Source organism: Paenibacillus nasutitermitis, assembly GCF_014641075.1.
In the GTDB taxonomy this organism is placed as follows: Bacteria; Bacillota; Bacilli; order Paenibacillales; family Paenibacillaceae; genus Paenibacillus_Z; species Paenibacillus_Z nasutitermitis.
Window position 1 is genome coordinate 89,019 of the sequence record NZ_BMHP01000010.1, and the last position, 21,624, is coordinate 110,642.

At 48.6% G+C, this 21,624-nt stretch carries 13 protein-coding genes; 12 read left to right on the forward strand and 1 reads right to left on the reverse strand.

Annotated features, from left to right (window positions below; all coding sequences use genetic code 11):
- Positions 1-62 precede the first annotated feature (62 nt).
- From IEY46_RS32990 to IEY46_RS33010, 5 genes are all read left to right on the forward strand, one after another.
- The gene (locus tag IEY46_RS32990) at positions 63-1,013 is read left to right on the forward strand and encodes an ABC transporter permease (RefSeq protein WP_188999702.1); all 951 of its coding nucleotides are present in this window, start codon (positions 63-65) and stop codon (positions 1,011-1,013) included.
- Between the two features lie 24 nt (positions 1,014-1,037).
- A complete protein-coding gene (locus tag IEY46_RS32995) occupies positions 1,038-1,916 on the forward strand; it encodes a carbohydrate ABC transporter permease (protein WP_188999704.1) in 879 nt (292 codons plus the stop codon).
- Positions 1,917-1,986: 70 nt separating this feature from the next.
- Positions 1,987-3,780 carry a type 2 periplasmic-binding domain-containing protein gene (locus IEY46_RS33000; protein ID WP_188999706.1) on the forward strand — a complete coding sequence of 598 codons (1,794 nt, stop codon included), beginning with the start codon at positions 1,987-1,989 and terminating at the stop codon, positions 3,778-3,780.
- A gap of 98 nt (positions 3,781-3,878) precedes the next feature.
- Positions 3,879-6,302, forward strand: coding sequence for an FG-GAP-like repeat-containing protein (locus IEY46_RS33005; RefSeq protein WP_188999709.1), 2,424 nt, complete (start codon positions 3,879-3,881; stop codon positions 6,300-6,302).
- 799 nt (positions 6,303-7,101) lie between these two features.
- Positions 7,102-8,784 (forward strand): glycoside hydrolase family protein, encoded by a 1,683-nt coding sequence (locus IEY46_RS33010; protein ID WP_188999712.1) that lies wholly within the window; start codon positions 7,102-7,104, stop codon positions 8,782-8,784.
- Positions 8,785-8,954: 170 nt separating this feature from the next.
- Here the strand turns inward: IEY46_RS33010 and IEY46_RS33015 are convergent, their stop codons facing one another.
- Positions 8,955-9,572: an NAD(P)H-dependent oxidoreductase gene (locus IEY46_RS33015; RefSeq protein ID WP_188999714.1), complete on the reverse strand. Its 618-nt coding sequence runs from the start codon at positions 9,570-9,572 to the stop codon at positions 8,955-8,957.
- Positions 9,573-9,742: 170 nt separating this feature from the next.
- Here IEY46_RS33015 and IEY46_RS33020 point away from each other — a divergent pair, with 170 nt between their 5' ends.
- The 7 genes from IEY46_RS33020 to IEY46_RS33050 form a co-directional block, all read left to right on the forward strand.
- A complete protein-coding gene (locus IEY46_RS33020) occupies positions 9,743-10,426 on the forward strand; it encodes a helix-turn-helix domain-containing protein (protein WP_188999717.1) in 684 nt (227 codons plus the stop codon).
- 345 nt (positions 10,427-10,771) lie between these two features.
- The gene (locus IEY46_RS33025) at positions 10,772-12,040 is read left to right on the forward strand and encodes a response regulator (protein WP_188999719.1); all 1,269 of its coding nucleotides are present in this window, start codon (positions 10,772-10,774) and stop codon (positions 12,038-12,040) included.
- A gap of 16 nt (positions 12,041-12,056) precedes the next feature.
- On the forward strand, positions 12,057-13,817 hold the full coding sequence (locus tag IEY46_RS33030) for a sensor histidine kinase (protein ID WP_188999722.1): 1,761 nt from the start codon (positions 12,057-12,059) through the stop codon (positions 13,815-13,817).
- A 198-nt stretch (positions 13,818-14,015) separates the two neighbouring features.
- Complete coding sequence (locus tag IEY46_RS33035) at positions 14,016-14,975, forward strand: ABC transporter permease (protein WP_188999725.1); 960 nt, start codon at positions 14,016-14,018, stop codon at positions 14,973-14,975.
- Positions 14,976-14,986: 11 nt separating this feature from the next.
- The gene (locus IEY46_RS33040; RefSeq protein ID WP_188999729.1) at positions 14,987-15,880 is read left to right on the forward strand and encodes a carbohydrate ABC transporter permease; all 894 of its coding nucleotides are present in this window, start codon (positions 14,987-14,989) and stop codon (positions 15,878-15,880) included.
- 68 nt (positions 15,881-15,948) lie between these two features.
- On the forward strand, positions 15,949-17,883 hold the full coding sequence (locus IEY46_RS33045) for a type 2 periplasmic-binding domain-containing protein (RefSeq protein WP_188999732.1): 1,935 nt from the start codon (positions 15,949-15,951) through the stop codon (positions 17,881-17,883).
- 84 nt (positions 17,884-17,967) lie between these two features.
- Positions 17,968-21,624 (forward strand): right-handed parallel beta-helix repeat-containing protein (locus IEY46_RS33050; protein WP_188999735.1); only part of this gene is annotated, 3,657 nt, incomplete at its 3' end.

Sequence of the window (21,624 nt, forward strand, 5' to 3'; positions counted from 1 at the left end):
TGATTTGAAAGCGGATTCAGCCCCTTTATAATGAAGGTACACAACAAACGGGGGGCGCAGGGATGGAACAAATGAAAAACGGAAATTGGCTCAGAACGCTCTCGCAGCAAAAGGTACTGCTCTTATTCTTGCTTCCGGCTATCGCATTGGTCTTCATTTTCAACTATATTCCAATGTTCGGGCTGGTGATGGCCTTTCAGGATTTCGATATTATGGGCGGTTATTTCGGCAGCGAGTTTGTCGGCTTCGATAATTTCAGGGAGTTTTTTCAGTCGGCTGATTTCTATCTGTCCTTGAAGAATACGATCGCCATCAACCTGATTTGTCTGATCATCGTATTCCCGATGCCGATTATATTCGCTATCCTGCTCAATGAGCTGGTTAGCTCCAAACTGAAGAAAACGATCCAGACGATTACCTATCTGCCCTACTTTATCTCCTGGGTCGTTGTGGGTGGATTATTCTATAAGCTGCTGGAAAGCGACACCGGGGTCGTGAATATGATTCTGATGGCATTGGGCTTCGATAATATTCCTTTCTTCCGCGAGCCGCAGTACTTCTGGGCGATTATTATTATCGCCACCATCTGGAAAGGGATCGGCTGGAATTCGATTCTCTATCTGTCCTCCATCAACGCGATCGATCCTCATCTATACGAGGCGGCGGAGGTGGACGGAGCGAACCGTCTGCAGCGGATCTGGAATATCACGCTGCCTGGCATTATGGGAACTGCGACTTTCCTGTTTATTCTGACGGCGGGCAGCCTGATGAACGGCACCGGCGGTGCCGGAGGCTCGCTTGCGCCTAATTTCGAGGCGTTCTGGAATTTCCGCAATGCGCTGGTAGCCGGCAAGTCCGACGTGCTGGATATTTACGTTTATCAGCAGGGGGTGCAGGGTGCGCATTATGCTTATGCGGCGGCAATCGGCGTGTTTCAGTCGCTCATGTCTCTGGCCTTGCTGTTCGTGACCAATTCGCTGATTAAACGCTGGCGCGGCGAAGCCTTATTTTAAACTATAAGAAAAGGGAGGTACCTCATGAGAACGCGTCTGAAGCTGTTTGATCTAACCGCGGGTACCTTGTTTATCCTGCTGTGCTTTCTGACGATTTACCCGTTTCTGTACGCCTTGTCCTACTCGCTAAGCAGCGGTCAGGAGGTGCTGACGGAGAAGGTGACGTTCTGGCCGGTCGGGTTTACGCTGGAAAATTACAGGACGGTATTCGCCAATAATTCAATCCTGCATGCCTTTATGATTTCCGTGCTCAAAACAACGGCAGGGACCCTGTTCTCGCTGGTGGTGATTGCCACGGCCGCTTATTCCGTCTCCAAGCGGCATCTGATTATGAAGAAATGGATTCTGCCTTTCTTTATTATCCCGATGTATGTTTCCGGCGGCCTGCTGCCCTTCTACATCCTGATCTATAATCTGGGACTGATGAATACCTTCATGGTTTATATTCTTCCGGGAGCCTTCAGCGGACTGTTCATGTTTCTGATGAAGGTCTATTACGAGACGCTGCCCGGCGAGGTTGAGGAATCGGCGAAGATCGACGGAGCGGGAGACTTCCGCATTTTTGTGAGCATCTTCGTGCCGTTGTCCGCCCCCGTTTATGCGACGGTCGCCTTGTTCGTCGGCGTGGGACAATGGAATGCCTGGTTCGACGCGCTGCTGTTCGTAAGCAATGACCAGCTGCACCCGCTGCAGCTGCTGCTGCAGAATATTTTGCGGGAAGCGGAAATTACGACCTTCGCACAGGTGGCGGCACTCAGCTCGCCGCAGGCCGTCAAGCAGACCTCCGTGGAAACGCTGCGGATGGCGACGCTGATGGTCGCCACCTTCCCGATCCTGTTTATTTATCCTTTCTTCCAGCGGTATTTCATTAAAGGGGTGGCCCTTGGCGCTGTGAAGGGATAACGTATCGTTAACGTTATTAATTGCCGATGCAATTAATATAAAGCACCAACAAACATTAGGGGGCAATCGTATGCAACGTTTAAGGGGAAGAAGCGGGAAAAGTGCCATGTCATTGCTGCTGGCGCTTGTTATTATGGCAGCTGTATTTGCCGGATGCGCCAAGGAGAACAAGCCGGATGCGCCGACAGCGGATCCGAAGGAAGGGACGAACGCGGAGCAGGGCGGAGCAGCGGAGGATACGACGCCGCTGGAATACAGCTTTTATCAGGAGAATGACACGCCGCCGGCTTTTGCGAACAACCCGAATGATGTCCTCACTCCGATCGTGGAGGAGCGCTTCCATGTGAAGGTCAGCAAGGTCCTGTACAATCAGGGTTCAACGTTCAAGGAGCGCTTCAATATGCTGCTGGCCACCAACGATTTGCCGGATGTCATTTATTCGCAGTCCAACGCCAGCATTGTCGCCAACAGCGGACAATATGCGGAGATGGGCCCGCTGATGGAGCAGTACATGCCGAATCTGATGAAATATGCGCCCAAGGAAACGTGGCGGGATGCGCTGTTCAATGGAAAAATGTTCGCCATTCCAGCCGTTTGGGTGGATACGACGGCAGATCAGTATAAAGATGATATTTATGCGGTACCCAACAGCAACTGGGGCCTTCTAATCCGCGAGGATATTCTTGATAAGCTGGGTTACAAATATACCCCGCTTAAAGAGATTGAGAAGAATCTCAATGACAGCCAGGCGAAGCCGCAGCTCAGCGATTTTGCCATCGAGCCGGCCATCAAGACCCCGGAGGATCTGTACGAGTTTCTGAAAAAGGTCAAGGCGCTGAATCTCAAGGCAGGCAGCAAGGACGTAATTCCGCTGTCGATCCCGTGGTGGGCACAGCATCATCTGGCTAATATGTATGCCGTCAACAGCTCCTGGCAGTATCATCCGGAGGACAATATCGTCTCGGGATCGCCTTTTGGCGATGCCAACGGCAAGGAATATTACCAGTTCCTGAACAAGCTGTACAACGAGCAGCTGCTTGATCCCGATTTCTCCATCCAGAAGGATGAGCAGCTCAAAGAGAAGCAGGCGAGCGGTCAGGTTGCCGTATCCCTGGTGCTGATGGACCCGGCGGGAGCGAATACCGGCATCGACAAAATTGCGCCGGGAAAAATGTTCCACCCCATCCCGATGCCCGGCATCGAAGGAGTGAAACGCAACGGAATTGATGCATTTAATCCAGCCACTTACCAATTCTTCTTGAAGAAGGATTTCAAGGATATCCCCCGCCTGCTGAAATATTTTGACTGGTTCTTCTCGGATGAAGCGCTGGACCTGAAAGTATGGGGACCCGAAAGCCTCGGCTTGTGGGAAATGAAAGGCGACAAGAAGGTATTCAAGGACGAGGCGCTGCATCAGGCGCTTATTGAAAGCCAGGACGGCAGCATTGCCGACGAGCAGTATTACAAGAAGGGGCTTGGTCAATACACCACGGGCTCCAAGCAATATTCCAAAGCGTTCGGAGCGGCTCCTGGACCGATTGGCTATAATCCGTTCGACTGGCAGCGCAGCTACCCGTACAAGGTGTCGGATATTTTCTCGCTGGCGATGGCTTATGTGACGACAAGCGCGCTGGAGCGTGACGGCAATGTGCTGAGCGGCGTCGACGATGCGACGAATGCGCCAGGCAACTGGTTATGGTCGGATTTCTACAATAACAAGGCGGCGAAGCTGTATGCGGTCAAGCCCGCCGACTTCGACAAGAATTGGGAAACGCTGAAGAAAGAGTTTCTGAGCAAAACCAAATATGAAGAGGCGCAGGCGGCTATGACTGCCGTATTCAAGGAACGCGGATTGATGAAATAGGCGGCACCGGTTGTCGGGCCGGACGGATTGGACAGGGAAACCATGTTTGATCAGTCCGGCTTTTTAACAACATATCCATGATAACTGGAGGTGTAAGGATGAAGAAGATTTTGGTCTATGCGGGCTCAATAGTGGCGGCTTCTCTGCTTGCTGCGGGTGCAGGGCAGGCGAAGGCTTCGGCGGCAACGGATGTGGGGATGTGGTATGCCACCTGGTATTCCAAGGTGCCTGCCGTCAACAACGACTGGCTTACGAATTTTGGCGGGTCGAGCCTCAAGCAGTTTGTGGGGGATGTGAATGGCGACGGGAAGGATGACGCCATTACATTTAACAGTGGAGGAACCTGGAATGCCGCTCTTGCAAACGGCACCAGCTTTGGCACGCCCTCGCAGTGGGTGACCGGCCATGGCGCCGGTTCGGATCAGCAATTTCTGGCCGATGTGAATGGAGACGGCAAAGCTGATGCAATTGTTTATTTCAACAGCACCGGCAGTCTGTATGTAGCGTTATCAAGCGGCAGCGGGTTCGGCTCCTATACCCAGTGGAAATCGGGCTTCGGCACGAATGCCACCAAGCTGATGTTCGCGGATGTGAATGGGGACGCCAAGCAGGATGCCCTTGCATTCTTCAGCGCCACAGGCACTTGGCAGGTTGCTCTCTCCAGCGGCACGACTTTTGGAACTACGCAGACCTGGGCAACCGGCTTCGGAACGAATTCCACGAACCAGTTTGCCGCCGATACCAACAAGGACGGCAAAGCCGACGCCATCTATTTCACGGGCAGCAACGGCAATTGGTATAAGGCGAACTCCAGCGGCACTTCATTTGGGGCATCCGCAGCCTGGACCGCCGGCCATGGGGTAGGCTCGTCTATGCAATATGTGTACGACGGCAATGCCGACGGTTATGCGGAGCCACATCTTTATTTCAACCATGACTTGAATGCGGACGGCAAGATCGGCGACATTATCGGACGGGAATATGACCGTTCCCTGAAGGCCATAGCAGCCGACGATATCAGGATGAACTCGGGCTTCGGCTATCAGGCGACAAGCTTGATGCAGGGGAATGTGACAGGCGACCTCTACGGCTGGAAAGCGAATATCGCCTTCTATGCGGGTATCGGCGGGGGAACCTGGAAAGTGGAGCGTTACCGTCAGCTCGATACCGTCTCGACGGATACCTGGCTTGGTTTTCCCGGCAAGCCGGCATTGAACTACCGGCCATTGACGCTGGGCAGTTATCAGACCTATGACAGCGGCGATGCGGCTGTAATCGATGAGCATCTGGCTACCATTGCCGATGCCAAGGTGGACTGGCTGCTGCTTGATGAGACCAATGGGCTGAATAATGTAAGTGGGGCCATACTTAACCGGGCGAAGCGGTTAGCGGAGCGGATCAAGCTGTGGAACGACGACCCGGCGAAGCGGGATGTCCGATATGCTTTTGCCATCGGCAGGGTGCAGTGGACCAATGATCCACTGACGATCGAGCAGGAAGCCGGACAGGTCTGGGAGGAGTTTGCCAACCATGCTGCCATCGGCGGGGCCAATTATTATTATCAGCTGAACGGCAAGCCGATTCTGGTCATTTACGCGAACACGAATGTACAGACCGCCTGGAAGAACTATACCGGGGATAAAACCAACACCAACCACTTCACGATCCGGTTCGCATCCTCGGCCCTGGCTGGCGAATACGGCTGGCAGCTGCCGCAGAGCGGAACGGTGGACCATGATGAGGTGATGGTGGTGATGCCGGGATGGAACAATCATGTGGCCGGCTATACGCCTGTTCTGCGCAATAAAGGAACCTTCTATATCCAGTCCAGCTGGAATAAAGTGCTGCAGCGGGCGGTGAAACCGAAGATCGTGGTTATTAACTCCTTTAACGAGTTTGCGGAAGATACCGGCATTCAAATTGCCGATACGAGCGGACTGACGGGAACCTCGGAGAAATGGACCGACAGCAGCGGCGCAATCAACAATGCGATGTACTGGAATATGACAAAGAATTTTATTAACCAACTTAAGAACCCGGCTTCCACTTATTCGGCAGCGGCTGGATTCGGAAGCACCCAGGGCGCTGGTGGCTGGTCTTATCAGGAATGGAGCTACAGCGGCACGACGCGTACTGTGAATCCGATGACGTGGGATGCGGCGAACAGCCGCTGGAAAGGAACGACGGCCTATAGCCTGATCGGCAGCAATTGGCAGCATCCCGATATCAACAAGGAGTCCGTTCGCGTCTTTACTGCTCCGGCATCCGGTACAGTGACCATCACCGGAACGATTGCCAAGCAAACGGCGCAGGGCGACGGGGTGAAGGTGAAGATCCGGAAAAACGATCAGGATTTCTGGCCGGCCGGCGGCGGATATATCACGATTACGGATACAACCGGCTATAACGTGTTCGTCACTTCGGCCGTGAATGCGAATGACCAATTCCAATTTATTGTTAACAGCAATGGTACAATCGATTATGATGGAACAAACTGGAATCCAACCATAACGTATAACTAGTCAGATGTTGGGAAAGTGGGCAGTAGGCAGGCGGTGCATTGGAGCTGCCTGCCTTGTTTTGCTCGGATGCATAATCCGGACATATACATAGTTGTTTGCACGGAAAGGGGACGACACTCTGGAGTGCTCTATTTCTGGCTTGAACGGTATGCTTGGGCTGCCAGCACCAAGAAGCTGTGTTGCAGCAAGGAAATTCCTGCTTGGAGGCAGGAATTTCAGGCTTTGGCGGCTGCAGCAAGGATTTTCCTTGCTAGAGGCGCCGAATGTGCGGGAGCAGCTCGATTAGTAGGCTGTAGCAAGGAAATTCCTGCTTGGAGGCAGGAATTTCAGACTGGGACAGCTGCAGCAAGGATTTTCCTTGCTAGAGCACCCGAATGTCCCGGAGCAGCTAGATTAGTAGGCTGCAGCAAGGAAATTCCTGCTTGGAGGCAGGAATTTCAGACTGGGACAGCTGCAGTAAGGATTTTCCTTGTTAGAGCACCCGAATGTCCCGGAGCAGCTGGATTAGTAGGCTGCAGCAAGGAAATTCCTGCTTGGAGGCAGGAATTTCAGGCTTAGGCGGCTACAGCAAGGATTTTCCTTGCTAGAGCGCCCGAATGTTCGGGAGCAGCTAGATTAGTAGGCTGCAGCAAGGAAATTCCTGCTTGGAGGCAGGAATCTCAGGCTTAGGCGGCTGCAGCAAGGATTTTCCTTGTTAGAGCGCCCGGATGTTCGGGAGCAGCTGGTTTACTAGAAGAAACACATTCGGTTATAAGCGTGTATACAAGGGATTTTCAATATGTTTAAGGAGGCATCGTTCATGAAGGTTTTGCCAATGGAGTGTGTAACGATGAAAGGCGAATTAGCGGAAAGGGCAAACGCTAACTTTGCCAGACTGGAGCTTGCGGAATACGCTCCGGATCGGCTGTTCCAGCCGGCCGGCTACAGCTGGCCCGGGGATTTTGAAGGGCGGACGATTCTGGCCTGGGTGCTGTTGTCCAGAGCAACAGGAAAGGATGCGCTGTTCCTGGAGGAGGTGCTTGAGAAGCTTCCTGGTTATTATAATGAACGGGGATATCTGGGTATGATCCACCCGAAGGGCACGCTCGATGAGCAGCAGTTGTCCGGACACAGCTGGCTGCTCAGAGGACTATGCGAATATTACGAATGGAAGCGGGATTCGCGGGTGTATGGGTGGATCGGGAATATAGTACGCGGACTGCTGCTCCCTGCTGCCGGAATCTACGCCGGATATCCAATCAGTCCCGGCGAGCGGAGGCAGGAGGGCGAAGCCATCGGGGAGTTGACCGGCGAGAAGATCGGCGCCTGGTACGTATCCTCCGATATCGGCTGTGCGTTTATTATGCTGGATGGCGCGACGCATGCCTATTCGATTATGCCAAGCCCTGAGCTGAAGGAGCTCATAGAGGAGATGATCGCCAGATTCACCGATATCGATTTTATCGGCGTATCCATGCAGACGCACGCCACCCTGAGCGCGCTGAGAGGAATGCTGCGATTCTATTCATTTCATCCGCAGGAAGATCTGCTTCAAGAGATTAACCGTATTTATCAGCTGTACCGCCAGACGGCGATGACCGACAATTACGAGAATTTCAACTGGTTCGGGCGTCCGGACTGGACGGAGAGCTGCGCGGTGATCGACTCTTTTATGGTAAGTTTCGAGCTGTGGCGGATTACGGACGATCCGGGTTGCCTCGGGGATGCGGAGCATATTCTGTTGAACGGAATGGGCTATGGCCAGCGGCCGGGAGGCGGCTTCGGCTGCAACGTATGTGCCAGCGGCGGCCATCATGAGCTTAAGCCGCATCCGGATTTATATGAAGCGTACTGGTGCTGCTCCATGCGGGGCGGCGAGGGCCTTGCCCGGGCAGTTGAATATGCCTTTCTTCAGGATAGTGAGACGATCCGGCTGCCTTTCTATCACAAAGCGACTGTAAAAACGTCATGGGATGATGAAAGCATCGCTTTCACGGTGGAAACATCCTACCCAATTGAAGGAGAGACGGCCATAAAGATCGAGAGCAGCACGCTGAAACAAGCCCGAAAGTTCCAGCTGTACATTCCCGCTTGGGTAGACCCCTCAGACGTTAAGCTTTCGTTAAACGGAGAGGCTGTGCCTTCCGAAGTCGCAGATGGTTTTGCCAGCTGTGAAGGACTGTTCCGCGAAGGGGATGTAATCCGGCTTTCCTTCCCGGTCGGACTCCGCCGGGAGCAGGCGATGCAGGGAGATGAACGAAGTGTTACCTACCGTCATGGCGCGCTGCTGCTGGGGGCGGATGGCGAGCTATATGTTGCTGCATGTGAGCATAAAGTCAATGATGATCCTCGTGGAACGGGTTCCCAGGAAGCGCCTATCTATCTTGGGGATGGGGAATATCTCTTTCAGTCAAGCCAGATAAAGCTGTCCCCCGTTAACCGGCTGTTCTACAAAACCACTGAAGAAGCTAAACAGGATCATAAAATGGTCATTTTCCCCTGACTGGAATAAAAGATTGCCTATACTCAAGCCGATCATGGCTTGAGTATATTTTTTTGACCGTATAGAATTTATATGTTTCACTCTTATAAATTTCTATAAGGCCTAAGGAAAGAAACTATCTTGCCGTCAGAGAACGGCACAGCCGTTTCTTCTTGGACTAAAGAAATCAATCACAGCATCGCGAAACGCTTCTCTGTCTTTTCGAGAGCTTGCAGCCTCATCTCCAGGCTGCGGTCTTCCATACCGGTATAGTTGTACCAGCGGAGCTTGCGGATACCCATTTTGCGGAAAGTGCCCCGGAATAGGATCTTGGTGACGGGATTTCCAAAAATCCACCGGTAGATGAAGTCGGGCGTGCTCATGACGGTCAATAGGGAAACGCCTTTCGTATTCGGAAGCAGACTGGCAAATGGACGCCCGGGCTTGGTTCTCTTGTAAATTGTGCCCTCTACGAATACCTTTTCGATGAACCCTTTCGTAAGGGCAGGCATCGACTCCCACCAGATCGGGAAGATGAAAACAATATGGTCCGCAGCGATAAGACGCTGCTGGTAATCGGCTGCGAGAGGATCGGCGGTTTTCTGCAGCCGCCAATCGGCAAGTTCTTCGGCAGACATAACCGGATTAAATCCGTCGGCATGCAGATCGATGAGATCGATCGTGTGCCCCTTTGCGGCAAGTCCCCGCATAACAGAGTCCAGCAGGGCTGCTGAATAGCTTCTCCGGTGCGGGACATTTCCGGATGCTGAAGCTCCGTACGGATGATCGAAAATAATGACGACATTCATTAACAGGACTCCTCTGCAATCTTATTGTTTCAATGAAACAAAATTCAGATCTTGGAAACAATCATATAATCCACTCTTGCCTTCTGTCAATATTGTTTCCTGGAAACTTTATTTGTTTTCTGTTTTTTGTTAAACTGGACAGTAGATGAGCTTAACGAGGAGGCCGGTCAATGAACCCTACTTCCGAACAATTGCCTGATAAGGAACGGTTAATAAACAAGTTGCTGGAGACTATACCTAAATTACAGAAGCGGTTTCAATCGGAGGATGACGAAGAGAAGGAGTGGCTGATCCAGAACTGCGGCGGCAATCCCGTTATCATAGATTTTCTCAAGGAATGCACCGTCATGATGCTTCATGTCATCGATGCTGTTGGTCAGCTTGAGCCGGTGAACGGAGCTACCATTTCGAAACAATTCGGAATTCCTAAAGGCAGTGTATCCAAGATCACCAGAAAATTAGTGCAGCAGCAAATCATCCGCACGGAATTTCTTCTTGATAATAAAAAAGAAGTACTGTTTCACACTACGGCCTTGGGCAAAGAGATCTTTCATTTGCACCAAGCGCTGCACAGACAGATGAGAAACGGAATAAATCATTTTCTCCAGCGTTATGACACGGAGGAATTGTTATTTCTTATCCGGGGTTTCGAAGATACCTTGGAAGCGTCGTGGGTTAATCCGGAACCTGCAGATTCAGAGCAGCAGGAACACCGTTCAACCCCCGATAGGGAACATGCTGTGCAAAACGAGGAACTCAATACGATCGTAGATATGCTTAAACAACTGGATACCCGCAGTCTGAAAAAAGCGAAGGCGATTCTGCAGGATGTATTTTTCACTTCTTTTGATTAGCAAAATGAGGAACGGATCGTTAATAGGGAACGGATCGATTCGCTGGAGGAGCTGACCCGCGCCAATCCCGTCCTGGATTATGTGGAAAGATATGATCATGAAAGATCATGGCTGGCTGAACTCGCTCAATGAGACAACAATGGAATCAATCGGTTCTCCCTGATATCGGGGGGAACTTTTTTGTGTTATTGGGGACAGCGGTACGGGGATGTATTCGGCCGCCCTTCTTGTCAATAGGGCGAGAAGATTTTTCCATATTTTACAATGCACATGACAGTGTTAAAATATAGTTGTTTAAGCAAAGGACATGTTTATGGTGAGCCAGCTAATGGGGGGATACGCGCAATGTTTTCCATTCTTATTGTTGACGATAATCTGTCCGATCGGGCGGGAATCAATGGCCTGATCGATTGGGAAGCTCTTGACATTGAAGTGGTTGGGTTTGCTGTTGACGGGGGAGAGGGGTATAAACAGGCGGTTGAACTGCGGCCCGATTTTATCTTGACTGATGTGGCTATGCCGGTCATGGATGGAATCAAGATGACGCAGCAAATAAAAGAGGAACTGCCGCAAACGAAATTCATCTTCATGAGTTGTTTCGATGATTTCGAGTATTTGAAGGGAGCCATAAATTTAGATGTATACGGTTACATATTGAAGCCTATCAATTTGTCCGAATTAACCGAAACGCTTGCAAAGGTGAAAAATTTGAAGCAGGATGAGCTCGAAAAGGAACGAAATGACCAAAAGCTAAAGGTACAGCTTCAAGAAAGCATGCCGATCCTCCAGGAGCAGTTAATCAGGGATTTATTGTACGGGAAGCTGGGGGATGAGGATAATATCAGAAACCGGATGAACAGTCTGGGTATGGATTTTACCAATAACTCGTATGCTGTTCTTTATCTTCAAATCGGTAACACTGACGCCCAGAATCCGGATAAGACGATGGAAAACAGACACTTGACGATCTACAGCGTGCAGAAATGCGTGGAAGAAACGATCTTGTCGGAAATCCCGGGTTACGTAACCAATCAGCATCAGGACAGTCTGGCTGTTATTCTCTTCATGCCCCATACAAGCGACGAAGAAGCGGTCCATCAATTGATGAGCCTGACCAATGCCTGCAGGGAAAAGGTTAATCATCAATTGGGCTTGCGCATAACCATTGGGATCAGCGAGTTTTCCAACCGGCTGAGCTTGCTTCCCAAACTATTTGAAGATGCGGAATATGCCATTAAATCAAAGTTTTACAGTAAAGACAACCAGGTTATTATGACGTCGAAAGGGCGTTACCAGAAGGTCATGGAGGATATTAAAGCGATTATTGATGAACAATACGCCCAAATCGAAAATGTGAATCAAATTGTCAGTCCGCTTTTTCTGAGCGTCAGCCATGCGAATTTAATCTTCAAGCAGCAATCCGGACAAACGATATTCGATTATTTGATTAAAAAAAGGATGGAAGTTGCCAAAAGCATGCTGATGGACCCTTATATTAAAATATATGAAATCGCAGAGAAAACGGGGTATAAGACTAATTCTTATTTCGCCTCTGTATTTAAAGAATATACGGGCCTGACTCCAAAGCAGTTCAGAGATAAAAATCGCGATTGAAAGAGGGGGAGGGAGAATGCTTAAAAAGCTGATTCATTTCTTTCTGCCGAATTCCACGCTTAAGAACAGGATTTTTAAAAATTTAATCATTTTTACGATCATCCCCTTTATTCTCATTTCTATCTTTGTATTTCGTTATACGAATCAGAAAATCACCAAAGAATACAGCGACAATATGACAGAAAAACTAAATATAAGCAGAAGCTTAATTAACGAAACGCTTCTCAAGTATATTGAAAAAAGCAGTTATATTATTACAAACCAGTATCTTATCGGAAATATTCAAAAAGATTACGGCAATGATCTGGAACAGATGATCTATTTTATAGATAATGTCAACGCCATGATCAGCGAACCTTTCAGCGATAGAATTAAAAGCCCCTATATCATTCATTCCTACAATAAATCGTTATTGGAAGGTAAATTCATAGAAATAACCGATCTAAATAATATGAAGGAAATGACTGACGACGATTTGAAGGTTTCTGCCACCGGGATTTTCTGGGAGCCAAAGCTTACCACGAAAGTTGATCAACAATATGTAACGTTTTACCGAAATATTGTGGATTTCAAAACATCTGTTGGCATATTGGAAGTGAATATTCCTTACAGCAAAATAAAATCGGTTATGGATGACACGGGAATGCCAGAGCAAGGATTGATTTTGTCGACGAATGAAGATGGAGATCTCATGCATTTTAACAGCTCAATCGATATGAACATGACAAATATCGGTTCAATCACAAGCCATGATTATTTAATCATAAGCGATACGCTAAAGAACGGAAACCTGTTGACGATTGCTATTCCTAAACATGAGATATTCAAAAGATCGTTGAGGACATTGGGACTGATTCTGGCATTTTTCTTGCTGTATCTTATCGTTATGCTTCTTGCATCCCGAATGACGGCCCAGAAAATTACGGGTGACCTGGAGGATTTCGTTAACAAGATCAAACGCAATGACAGCCTTCTGCTGCATGAGGAGCTCATTCAGATCAAAGGCAATGACGAAGTATCGATTATCAAACGTAAATTAAAAGAACTTGTAAGCAGAATGAATGAAATATACAAGGAAATGGTAAGTGTCAGACTTGAAAACAGTTCACTGGAAATAGAACTGCTTCAATCCCGAATCAATCCGCATCTTCTCTATAATTCATTATCCGTCATCAACTGGACCGCCCTATGGAACAAAGACCACAAAACGGTGGAGATTATCGACGCCCTGACGAAATATTACAGAACCGCTTTGAGCAAAGGAAACAGCATTATCAGTATAGCGGCCGAGCTTGAGATGATTGAAGAATATGTGAGAATTAATAGATATGCCCATTCTATCGACTATCAGCTTGTGTTTGATGTGGATGATGACATATTGGGTTACTTTACCTTAAAGCACCTGATTCAACCGATTGTGGAAAATTCAATCTTGCATGGACTTAACGGGAAAAGAGAAGAAGCACGAATAACGATCGCAGGGTACAGGGAAGATGCGGATATTATTTTTGAAATCAGGGATAATGGGCGCGGAATGAACCCGGAGACCCTCCGGGACATTATGAACCTGAACTATACCGCAAGCTATGGAGGGTTCGGGATCAAAAATTCAATTAAGCGAATACAAGTTTATTATGGCAGCCATTGCGGCATCCGAATTGAAAGCAAATGGGGTGTGGGCACCGCTGTTACGGTTAGAATCGAAGCGCTCGGCGAGAGGGAGCTGAACGAAAGAAGGGAGAGCAGAAGCAGTATTCAATCGGCTGAATTCATATAATGCGCTGCCGCAATCCAGCGAGGCGAGGCAGATTGCACCCCCCTTTTGGCAAAGCCAAAGGGGGTTTTTCACCTTTCTTAAGTAGATATTAATACTTTTCGGCAGATTGTTGCCTTGTTGTGCACTTCGTATTTTCTTAAGATTAAATCAAGATCAAGCCGTTCAGCCAACCTGCAATTCTAACAAGGAGGGGAGTTATTGAATACCGCTTATTCTACAGAAACCAATCGTACCGCGCTCCCTCAACGGAAGAAATGGATCCGAAAAATGGTTCGTTACCGGTTTTTATATCTTCTGATATCGGGCGCATTGATTTGGACATTCATCTTTAGTTACTTGCCCATGCTGGGCATCGTGATGGCATTCCAGGATTTCAATATTTTTAAAGGTTTTCTTGGAAGCGATTTCGTAGGATTTAATCATTTCATTACGATTTTTACGGACCCCATTTTCTTAAAGGCCATCGTAAACACCTTGTATTACAGCGGTGTGATCCTGATCGTGGGATTCCCGTTTCCGATTGTGCTCGCTTTATTGTTTAATGAAATCAGAGGCACCCTCTTTAAAAGAATTGTTCAGACTATCAGTTATCTTCCTTATTTTCTGTCATGGATATCGGTTGTGGCGCTGTTCTATGCTTTTTTCGAAATGAGTGGTCCGTTCAATGATTTAAAGGCGATGATCTTTGGAGCGGATATGGAACGGACCAATATTTTAATGGATCCTGAGAACTTTCTGGGGATTCTGCTAGGATCGCATCTGTGGAAAAATGTTGGCTGGTCATCCGTTATATTCATTGCTGCAATTGCCGGAATTGATTCGCAGCTGTATGAAGCTGCCGTAGTAGACGGCTGCGGAAGATGGAAGCAGATGATTTATATTACGATTCCAGGCATATGGCCGACGGTGATGATTATTTTCATACTCTCCTCGGGAAGCCTCGTATCGGCGAATTTCGAGCAGGTTTTCGGGTTTCAAAACCTGTACACTGTGGAACAGACTGAGGTTGTCAACACGGTTGTCTATCGAATGGGGGTACAGCAGGGAAATTATTCGATTGCGACAGCCTTTGGATTGGCTCAGGGAATTGTATCTTTTCTAATTGTGTATGTGGTTAACAGAATCGCCAAGAAATTAAGCAATATTGGCATATGGTAAAGGAGACAACGATGAAAATAAGTATCAGTGAAAAAATATTTAAAATTTTCAATATTATTTTCATGCTAATGCTATGTGTGGTTACCTTATATCCTTATGTGAATCAGTTTGCGATTTCGTTAAATGATGCGAATGACACTATATTTGGAGGTGTCACCCTATACCCGAGGAAATTCACGTGGCAAAACTATAGTACGGTGTTTTCGAATGCAGGGTTTTCCCGTTCCATCTTGATTTCATTTCTGCGAGTTGTTTCTGGAACTGTGTTGGGCATTATTGTGATTACGGGGGCTGCATATGCGATATCCAAGAAAGACCTTCCGGGCAGAAATCTGTTTATTAATTTTTTGATCATTCCAACCTTTATCTCGGGCGGGCTGATTCCCATCTATATTCTTTACCGGTATCTGCACTTGATGAATAACTTTCTCGTCTATATTCTTCCGATGGCCTTTGTATTTTTCTACATGATCATTATCAGAACCTACCTGCAGTCCCTGCCTCCAAGCATGGAAGAATCGGCAGTCATTGACGGAGCTAACGAAGTGCAAATTCTGTTTAAGATCATCATTCCGCTTTCAATGCCGGTCATGGCTACCGTTATTTTATGGCTTGCAGTTGCCCATTGGAATGATTGGCTTACGTCGCTGTATTTTATAACGAAAAGCAATTTATACTCCTTGCAATATGTCATGTACAAAGTAATCAAGGAAGCCGAGCTCATCAATCAGTTGGCTACGCAAAGCGCGATGACAGGAAGCAATGCAACCGCCGGAGTCAAGGTTAGTCCTGAATCGGTTAAAGCGGCGACGATTATTGTGGCGACATTTCCGATCGTCATGCTGTATCCGTTTCTGCAAAAATACTTTATTAAGGGTGTCATGATTGGCGCTGTCAAAGGATAGCCGAAATTCGGATAATACACGAACAGTGTTTATCACATAGAATGGATTGAAAAAAGGGAGGAAGTAGAATGTTAAGAAAAAAGGCCAGGCCACTGAGCGTGCTGTTCTCTTTGGTATTGGCGGCGATTATGTTTGCGGGGTGTCAAAGCAACAGCAACAACAATACTGCGGCAACGAAAAAGCCGGAATCGTCGGCAACAACAGCAACATCGGCTGAGGCAGAGAAGAACGGGGATTATGCTCCGTCCACAGATCTTGAGCTCACGATCTGGAATACGCAAGGCAACGATGTGATGTCCATTGAGAAACCGGATGAAGACCTTCCGGGAGACTGGCTCGCCAATAAAACAAAGGTCAAAATAAAAGAGTTTTATGGAAACGGAGGGCAGCAATGGGAACCCAAGCTTACGACATTGGTGGCAAGCGGGAACTTGCCTGATCTTGTTCTCACTCAAGCAGGTCAGGGGCCCGCACATCATGCCAAACTGCATGAGGGCGACTTGAACTGGGAGCTGACTCCTGAAATGCTCCAAAAATATGCTCCGGATGTGTGGAAATTCGTACCGTCATGGGTTTGGGACAGTATTAAGATCGATGGAAAAATATATGGAATTCCGTTTTCATTCACGGTGGATGAGGAAGTGGATTCAAGCCTCAGCTCTGACTTCATCACCGCCTTTACGCTTCCAAGACAAAAAGCAACATGGAACGGCGGTGATAATATTTTGGCCGTCCGGGATGACATTCTGAAGGAGCTCATTCCATCTGCTATGGATTACAAGGAGATTATGGATAAGATCAAAACGAATAATGCTCCAATGGGTGACCAATATATACTTCCTATTAAATCATCAGACGAATATATCAAGTTTATGTACGATGTGAAAGCGCTGGGACTTAAAGAAGGCAATAAACCCGTATATGCGTTCGGCTACGCCGGGGGCGACAACTGGCCCGCTCTAAGTATATTGGGGGCGGAGATGCTGGGCTATAAGGGATACAATTACACAGGGTGGCTGAATATAGCGGACAAGAAAATGGGCTTTGGATATTTGGATCCGGTGTTTAAGGAAGCGGCAAGCATACAAAACAAGATGATAAATGATAAAGTAATCGATCCCGAATCGCTGGTCCATAACGGCGAGAAATTCAAGGAAAAAGTATTGAATGGTCAGTATGCCATTGTTGCTATCAACTATGTGGATGGGATCGATACCGTCAATACTAATCTGGAAAAGGCAGGAAAGCCCTTCCGGTACGTGCCTTTCTTCACACAGGTGCCGCAAAGAGCGGAATACCCGGCCTTCAAGGAAGGACCCCAATCCTTTAACGAAACCTTATCCTTGATGAAAACGCTTAAAGAAGACGAGGTTCCGCAAGTCCTCAACTGGATTAATACGATGTTCACGGATGAATGGGATGATATTCGTTTCTGGGGCACGAAGGAGGCTGGTCTATATGAAGACTTGACCGACGGAACGAGGAAGTTTAAAGAAGAGACTATGAATAAGCTCCTTCTCGACGGGGATTTAACCGCTATGGATTGGAAAAAAGCCAAAGGGCTGATGACCAATAACATACCATTCTCGGGAGGAACGCCAGGCTTTTGGAATGGTGTTCAAAAGTGGAACAATTTTGCAAGCTCTTTCGAAAGACGGTACTTTAATAAAACGATTAAATACGCTACGGTGCAAGCGTCATTGAAGTTCCCTGCCGACAGCGAATGGACAAAAGGGTTCGTGCCCGTACCTAACATCCAATCCTGGTCGCCTGAATATGCCAATATCCCAGAAGTACAGGAGCTGTGGTCGAAAAGGGCTTCATGGGATGATCCGTTCAAGGTAACATTAACTGCAAAAAATGAAGAGGAATTCAGCAAAAAGTGGGATGCCGCTATTGCAAACTTCAGGAAGGTCATCGATGTAGATAAGATGCTGGAGGAACAGACGAAGATTGTTTTGCCCTTGCTTGAGCAGCGGACGGCACAAGCAGCACAAAAATAAGCATCGCGGTCAGTTGACAGACTTGGCTTTACGGGTAGTGCTTAATTTCAAAACTGAATATGAAGTGGAGGAAGGAGCGACATTGTGAAAAGGATAAAATCAATCTTCGCCGGTCTTATGAGTATGTTTTTATTAACCGGTATGTTAGGTATTTTTCCTGAATCGGCAGCATCGGCATCGGCACAGCATACTTTTTTCGCATCAACGGATGGAAGCGGTGCCATTTGCTCGCAGGAAGCGCCATGCACCCTTGTTGGAGCAAGAGACAAAGTGCGTACAGTCAACGGGAATATGGCTGGAGATATTGTTGTTTATCTCCGCGGCGGCGTTTATCCATTATCGGAAACCCTCGTATTCGATCAGCGGGACTCCGGCACGAATGGATACAACGTCATATATAAAAGTTTTCCCGGGGAAAAAGCATCGATCAGCGGGGGACGGGAGATATCAGGTTGGACACCCATAGGCGGTGCGATTTATAAGACGAATGTGGGAACGCAAAATTTCAGACAGTTGTACATTAACGGCCGCAGCGCCGTCAGAGCGCGAACGCCGAATGCGGGAGAGTATAGGGTCCTCTCATGGGATACTTCGGGCAAGAGGATCAATATCGATAGTTCCAATATTGCCAATTGGAAGGATTTCGCCAAGACAGAATTAATACTGAGACAGGATTGGACGATGTCTGTCCTGAAGCTTAAATCCTACACTGTAACCGGAAATAATGCGGCCGTTGAGATAGCGCCGGAATTAAATTCGATATTTACCCGTTCGGCTCCATCGGCTAAGGCCGGTGTCAGCTTTCATTTCGAGAATGCTTATGAATTTTTGGATCAGCCGGGCGAATGGTATTTGAATCGGGATACAGGCGATTTATTTTACATGGCACGCGAAGGGGAGGATATGTCGGCAGCCTCGGCAATCGTTCCCAATGTGGAAACGCTGGTCAGATTGGTTGGAAAGTCGGGCAGCGACCCGGTTCATCATGTTCAATTTGAAGGACTTGTGTTCGAATATACGAATTTTACGGCGCCCGGGAACGGGCGCATCGGAACCCAGGGCGACTTGGAGGGAGGAAGACCGCCGGCTGGCGTGTTCCTGGAGTCTGCGGATCATATCAAATTCGTACGCAATGCCTTTCGTTTCATGGGATCCACCGCACTCGATATTCATCATCGAACCCATAACGATGAAGTGATTGGCAATACGTTCACAGATATTGGCGGCAGCGGAATTCTCGTGGGCGTTTTCTCCGAAATGGGAGGCAACGGCGCGTTGTTCAACCCTTCGGATCCGAAAGAATTGTCACAGAACATTGTCATCAGCAACAACTATATATCGGCCGGCAAAGTGACGAGTTCCACCGTCGGGATACTGGCAGGCTATACGCAAGGCATCCTGATCGAGCATAATGAAATCGCCGATATGCCTTACACTGGCATCTCATTAGGCTGGGGCTGGCAGGACAAACCTTCTTCCTTGCGGGACAATGTGATCAGATACAATAATATTTACAATGTGATGAACAAGAATGAAGATGGAGGTGCGATCTACACGTTAAGCCAACAGCCAAATAGTGAAATTTATGGAAATTATATTCATGATTTGGACCGGGATGAATATGCGACTATTTTTGCTGTTGCCGGTATTTATTTGGATCAAGGTTCCAACTTCTTTAATGTTCACGATAACGTGCTGACCGATATTGTCGATAAATTTCAACTGAATATGACCGGAAGCAACAATAAGGTCACTAATAATGACGGCGAAGACCGAGCAGTGATGTCGTTAGCCGGGCTTGAACGCGAATACTGGAATATCGTTCCCGGTCATCTCCTTCATACGATAACCGGCAGCGATAAAATCAGAGAATGGACAGCGCCGGAGAAAGGAGACGTCAGGATCAACGGTACCGCACAGAAAAGCACATCCGGAGCCGGAAAGATTTCGATCAGTAACAACGGTACGACCGTCTGGGGACCCGCTGCGGTAACGACTGATGGTCATGCATCGCATAATCTGGTCATTCGTGTAGAGAAGGGAGATAAGCTCCAATTCACAATGGATTCCGCTGATATTGTTTGGAATCCGGTCATTAAGCTGGAGCCTTACCCGGTTCGATTGGAAATCGAAGATCTGACGATGGCTGAGCAAGCCGAAGCGCCTACGATTGCCTCAGCATATCGGACTGTATCCGTTACGGTCAAGGAAGGTACCGACATCAAACATTTGGCCCCGATCCTCAAGGTGCCTCAGAGTGCAGTCATTACGCCAGCTTCCGGATCAGTACAGGATTTCACGAACCCTGTGCAATATAAAATAACGGATGCAGATGGCGTAAAATGGAAGTTGTGGACAGTTACCGTGAAGGTGGAAAGCATGAATGGTGCAAGGGGCTTTCCGTTGAACGAAGCGATCGGCGACAGCGACAGCTGGTTCGTGCCCGCCGGCGCGACGAAACAAAAAGGGGTGGGCAGCCTGATCGTAAATACGCCGGGGTCTTCGCCCTATGCGATGTATACGGCGAAGAAATTCGGCGATGAACTCCTGGAATTCACCATGAAAAATGTGAATGAAGATACGGGCGCCTGGCCGGCCATCAGCATCCGGAACAAGCTGAACTCGGAGAGCGTACTGGCTTCCAATAACGAAGGATATATTGCGGTATTCAAGCATGACGTGATTGAACTGCAGCGGTTCAATCAAGGAAAACGAACGGTCTTCTACGGAGATATTGGCGCAGAACCGGGAATTGCGGGTCATGCTGTGCCCAATACGGTGTTCGAGTTCGGGAAACCGAGCCTGGTGCAGTTCGGGGCGCTGAACGTGGACGAAGGGGTCCGACTGGTTCTTAATGTGAATGGAACCAAAGTATTCGATTATGTGGATACAGGCGCCGGGAAAATCACCGCGCCGGGCTATTTCAGCGTGTACGCGCAGCAAGGTCCCGTCATGCTCGGCAATGCGCCAGTTCCGCTCCGTTTGAACGAAGCGATCAGCGAGAGCGACAGCTGGTTCGTGCCCGCCGGCGCGACGAAACAAAAAGGGGTGGGCAGCCTGACCGTAAACACGCCGGGATCTTCGCCCTATGCGATGTATACAGCGAAGAAATTCGGCGATGAACTCCTGGAATTCAACATGAAGAATGTGAATGAAGATACGGGCGCCTGGCCGGCCATCAGCATCCGGAACAAGCTGAACTCGGAGAGCGTACTGGCTTCCAATAACGAAGGATATATTGCGGTATTCAAGCATGACGTGATTGAGCTGCAGCGGTTCAATCAAGGAAAACGAACGGTCTTCTACGGAGATATTGGTGCAGAACCGGGAATTGCGGGTCATGCTGTGCCCAATACGGTGTTCGAGTTCGGGAAGCCGAGCCTGGTGCAGTTCGGGGCGCTGAACGTGGACGAAGGGGTTCGACTGGTTCTTAATGTGAATGGAACCAAAGTATTCGATTATGTGGATACAGGCGCCGGGAAAATCACCGCGCCGGGCTATTTCAGCGTGTACGCGCAGCAAGGTCCCGTCATGCTCGGCAATGCGCCGGTTCCGCTCCGTTTGAACGAAGCGATCGGCGACAGCGACAGCTGGTTCGTGCCCGCCGGCGCGACGAAACAAAAAGGGGTGGGCAGCCTGACCGTAAACACGCCGGGATCTTCGCCCTATGCGATGTATACGGCGAAGAAATTCGGCGATGAACTCCTGGAATTCAACATGAAGAATGTGAATGAAGATACG

Bases quoted from the DNA above. Each gene is read 5' to 3' on its own strand.
- IEY46_RS32990 (WP_188999702.1), top strand. From the start codon at position 63: ATGGAACAAATGAAAAACGGAAATTGGCTCAGAACGCTCTCGCAGCAA.
- IEY46_RS32995 (WP_188999704.1), top strand. From the start codon at position 1,038: ATGAGAACGCGTCTGAAGCTGTTTGATCTAACCGCGGGTACCTTGTTT.
- IEY46_RS33000 (WP_188999706.1), top strand. From the start codon at position 1,987: ATGCAACGTTTAAGGGGAAGAAGCGGGAAAAGTGCCATGTCATTGCTG.
- IEY46_RS33005 (WP_188999709.1), top strand. From the start codon at position 3,879: ATGAAGAAGATTTTGGTCTATGCGGGCTCAATAGTGGCGGCTTCTCTG.
- IEY46_RS33010 (WP_188999712.1), top strand. From the start codon at position 7,102: ATGAAGGTTTTGCCAATGGAGTGTGTAACGATGAAAGGCGAATTAGCG.
- IEY46_RS33015 (WP_188999714.1), bottom strand. From the start codon at position 9,572: ATGAATGTCGTCATTATTTTCGATCATCCGTACGGAGCTTCAGCATCC.
- IEY46_RS33020 (WP_188999717.1), top strand. From the start codon at position 9,743: ATGAACCCTACTTCCGAACAATTGCCTGATAAGGAACGGTTAATAAAC.
- IEY46_RS33025 (WP_188999719.1), top strand. From the start codon at position 10,772: ATGTTTTCCATTCTTATTGTTGACGATAATCTGTCCGATCGGGCGGGA.
- IEY46_RS33030 (WP_188999722.1), top strand. From the start codon at position 12,057: ATGCTTAAAAAGCTGATTCATTTCTTTCTGCCGAATTCCACGCTTAAG.
- IEY46_RS33040 (WP_188999729.1), top strand. From the start codon at position 14,987: ATGAAAATAAGTATCAGTGAAAAAATATTTAAAATTTTCAATATTATT.
- IEY46_RS33045 (WP_188999732.1), top strand. From the start codon at position 15,949: ATGTTAAGAAAAAAGGCCAGGCCACTGAGCGTGCTGTTCTCTTTGGTA.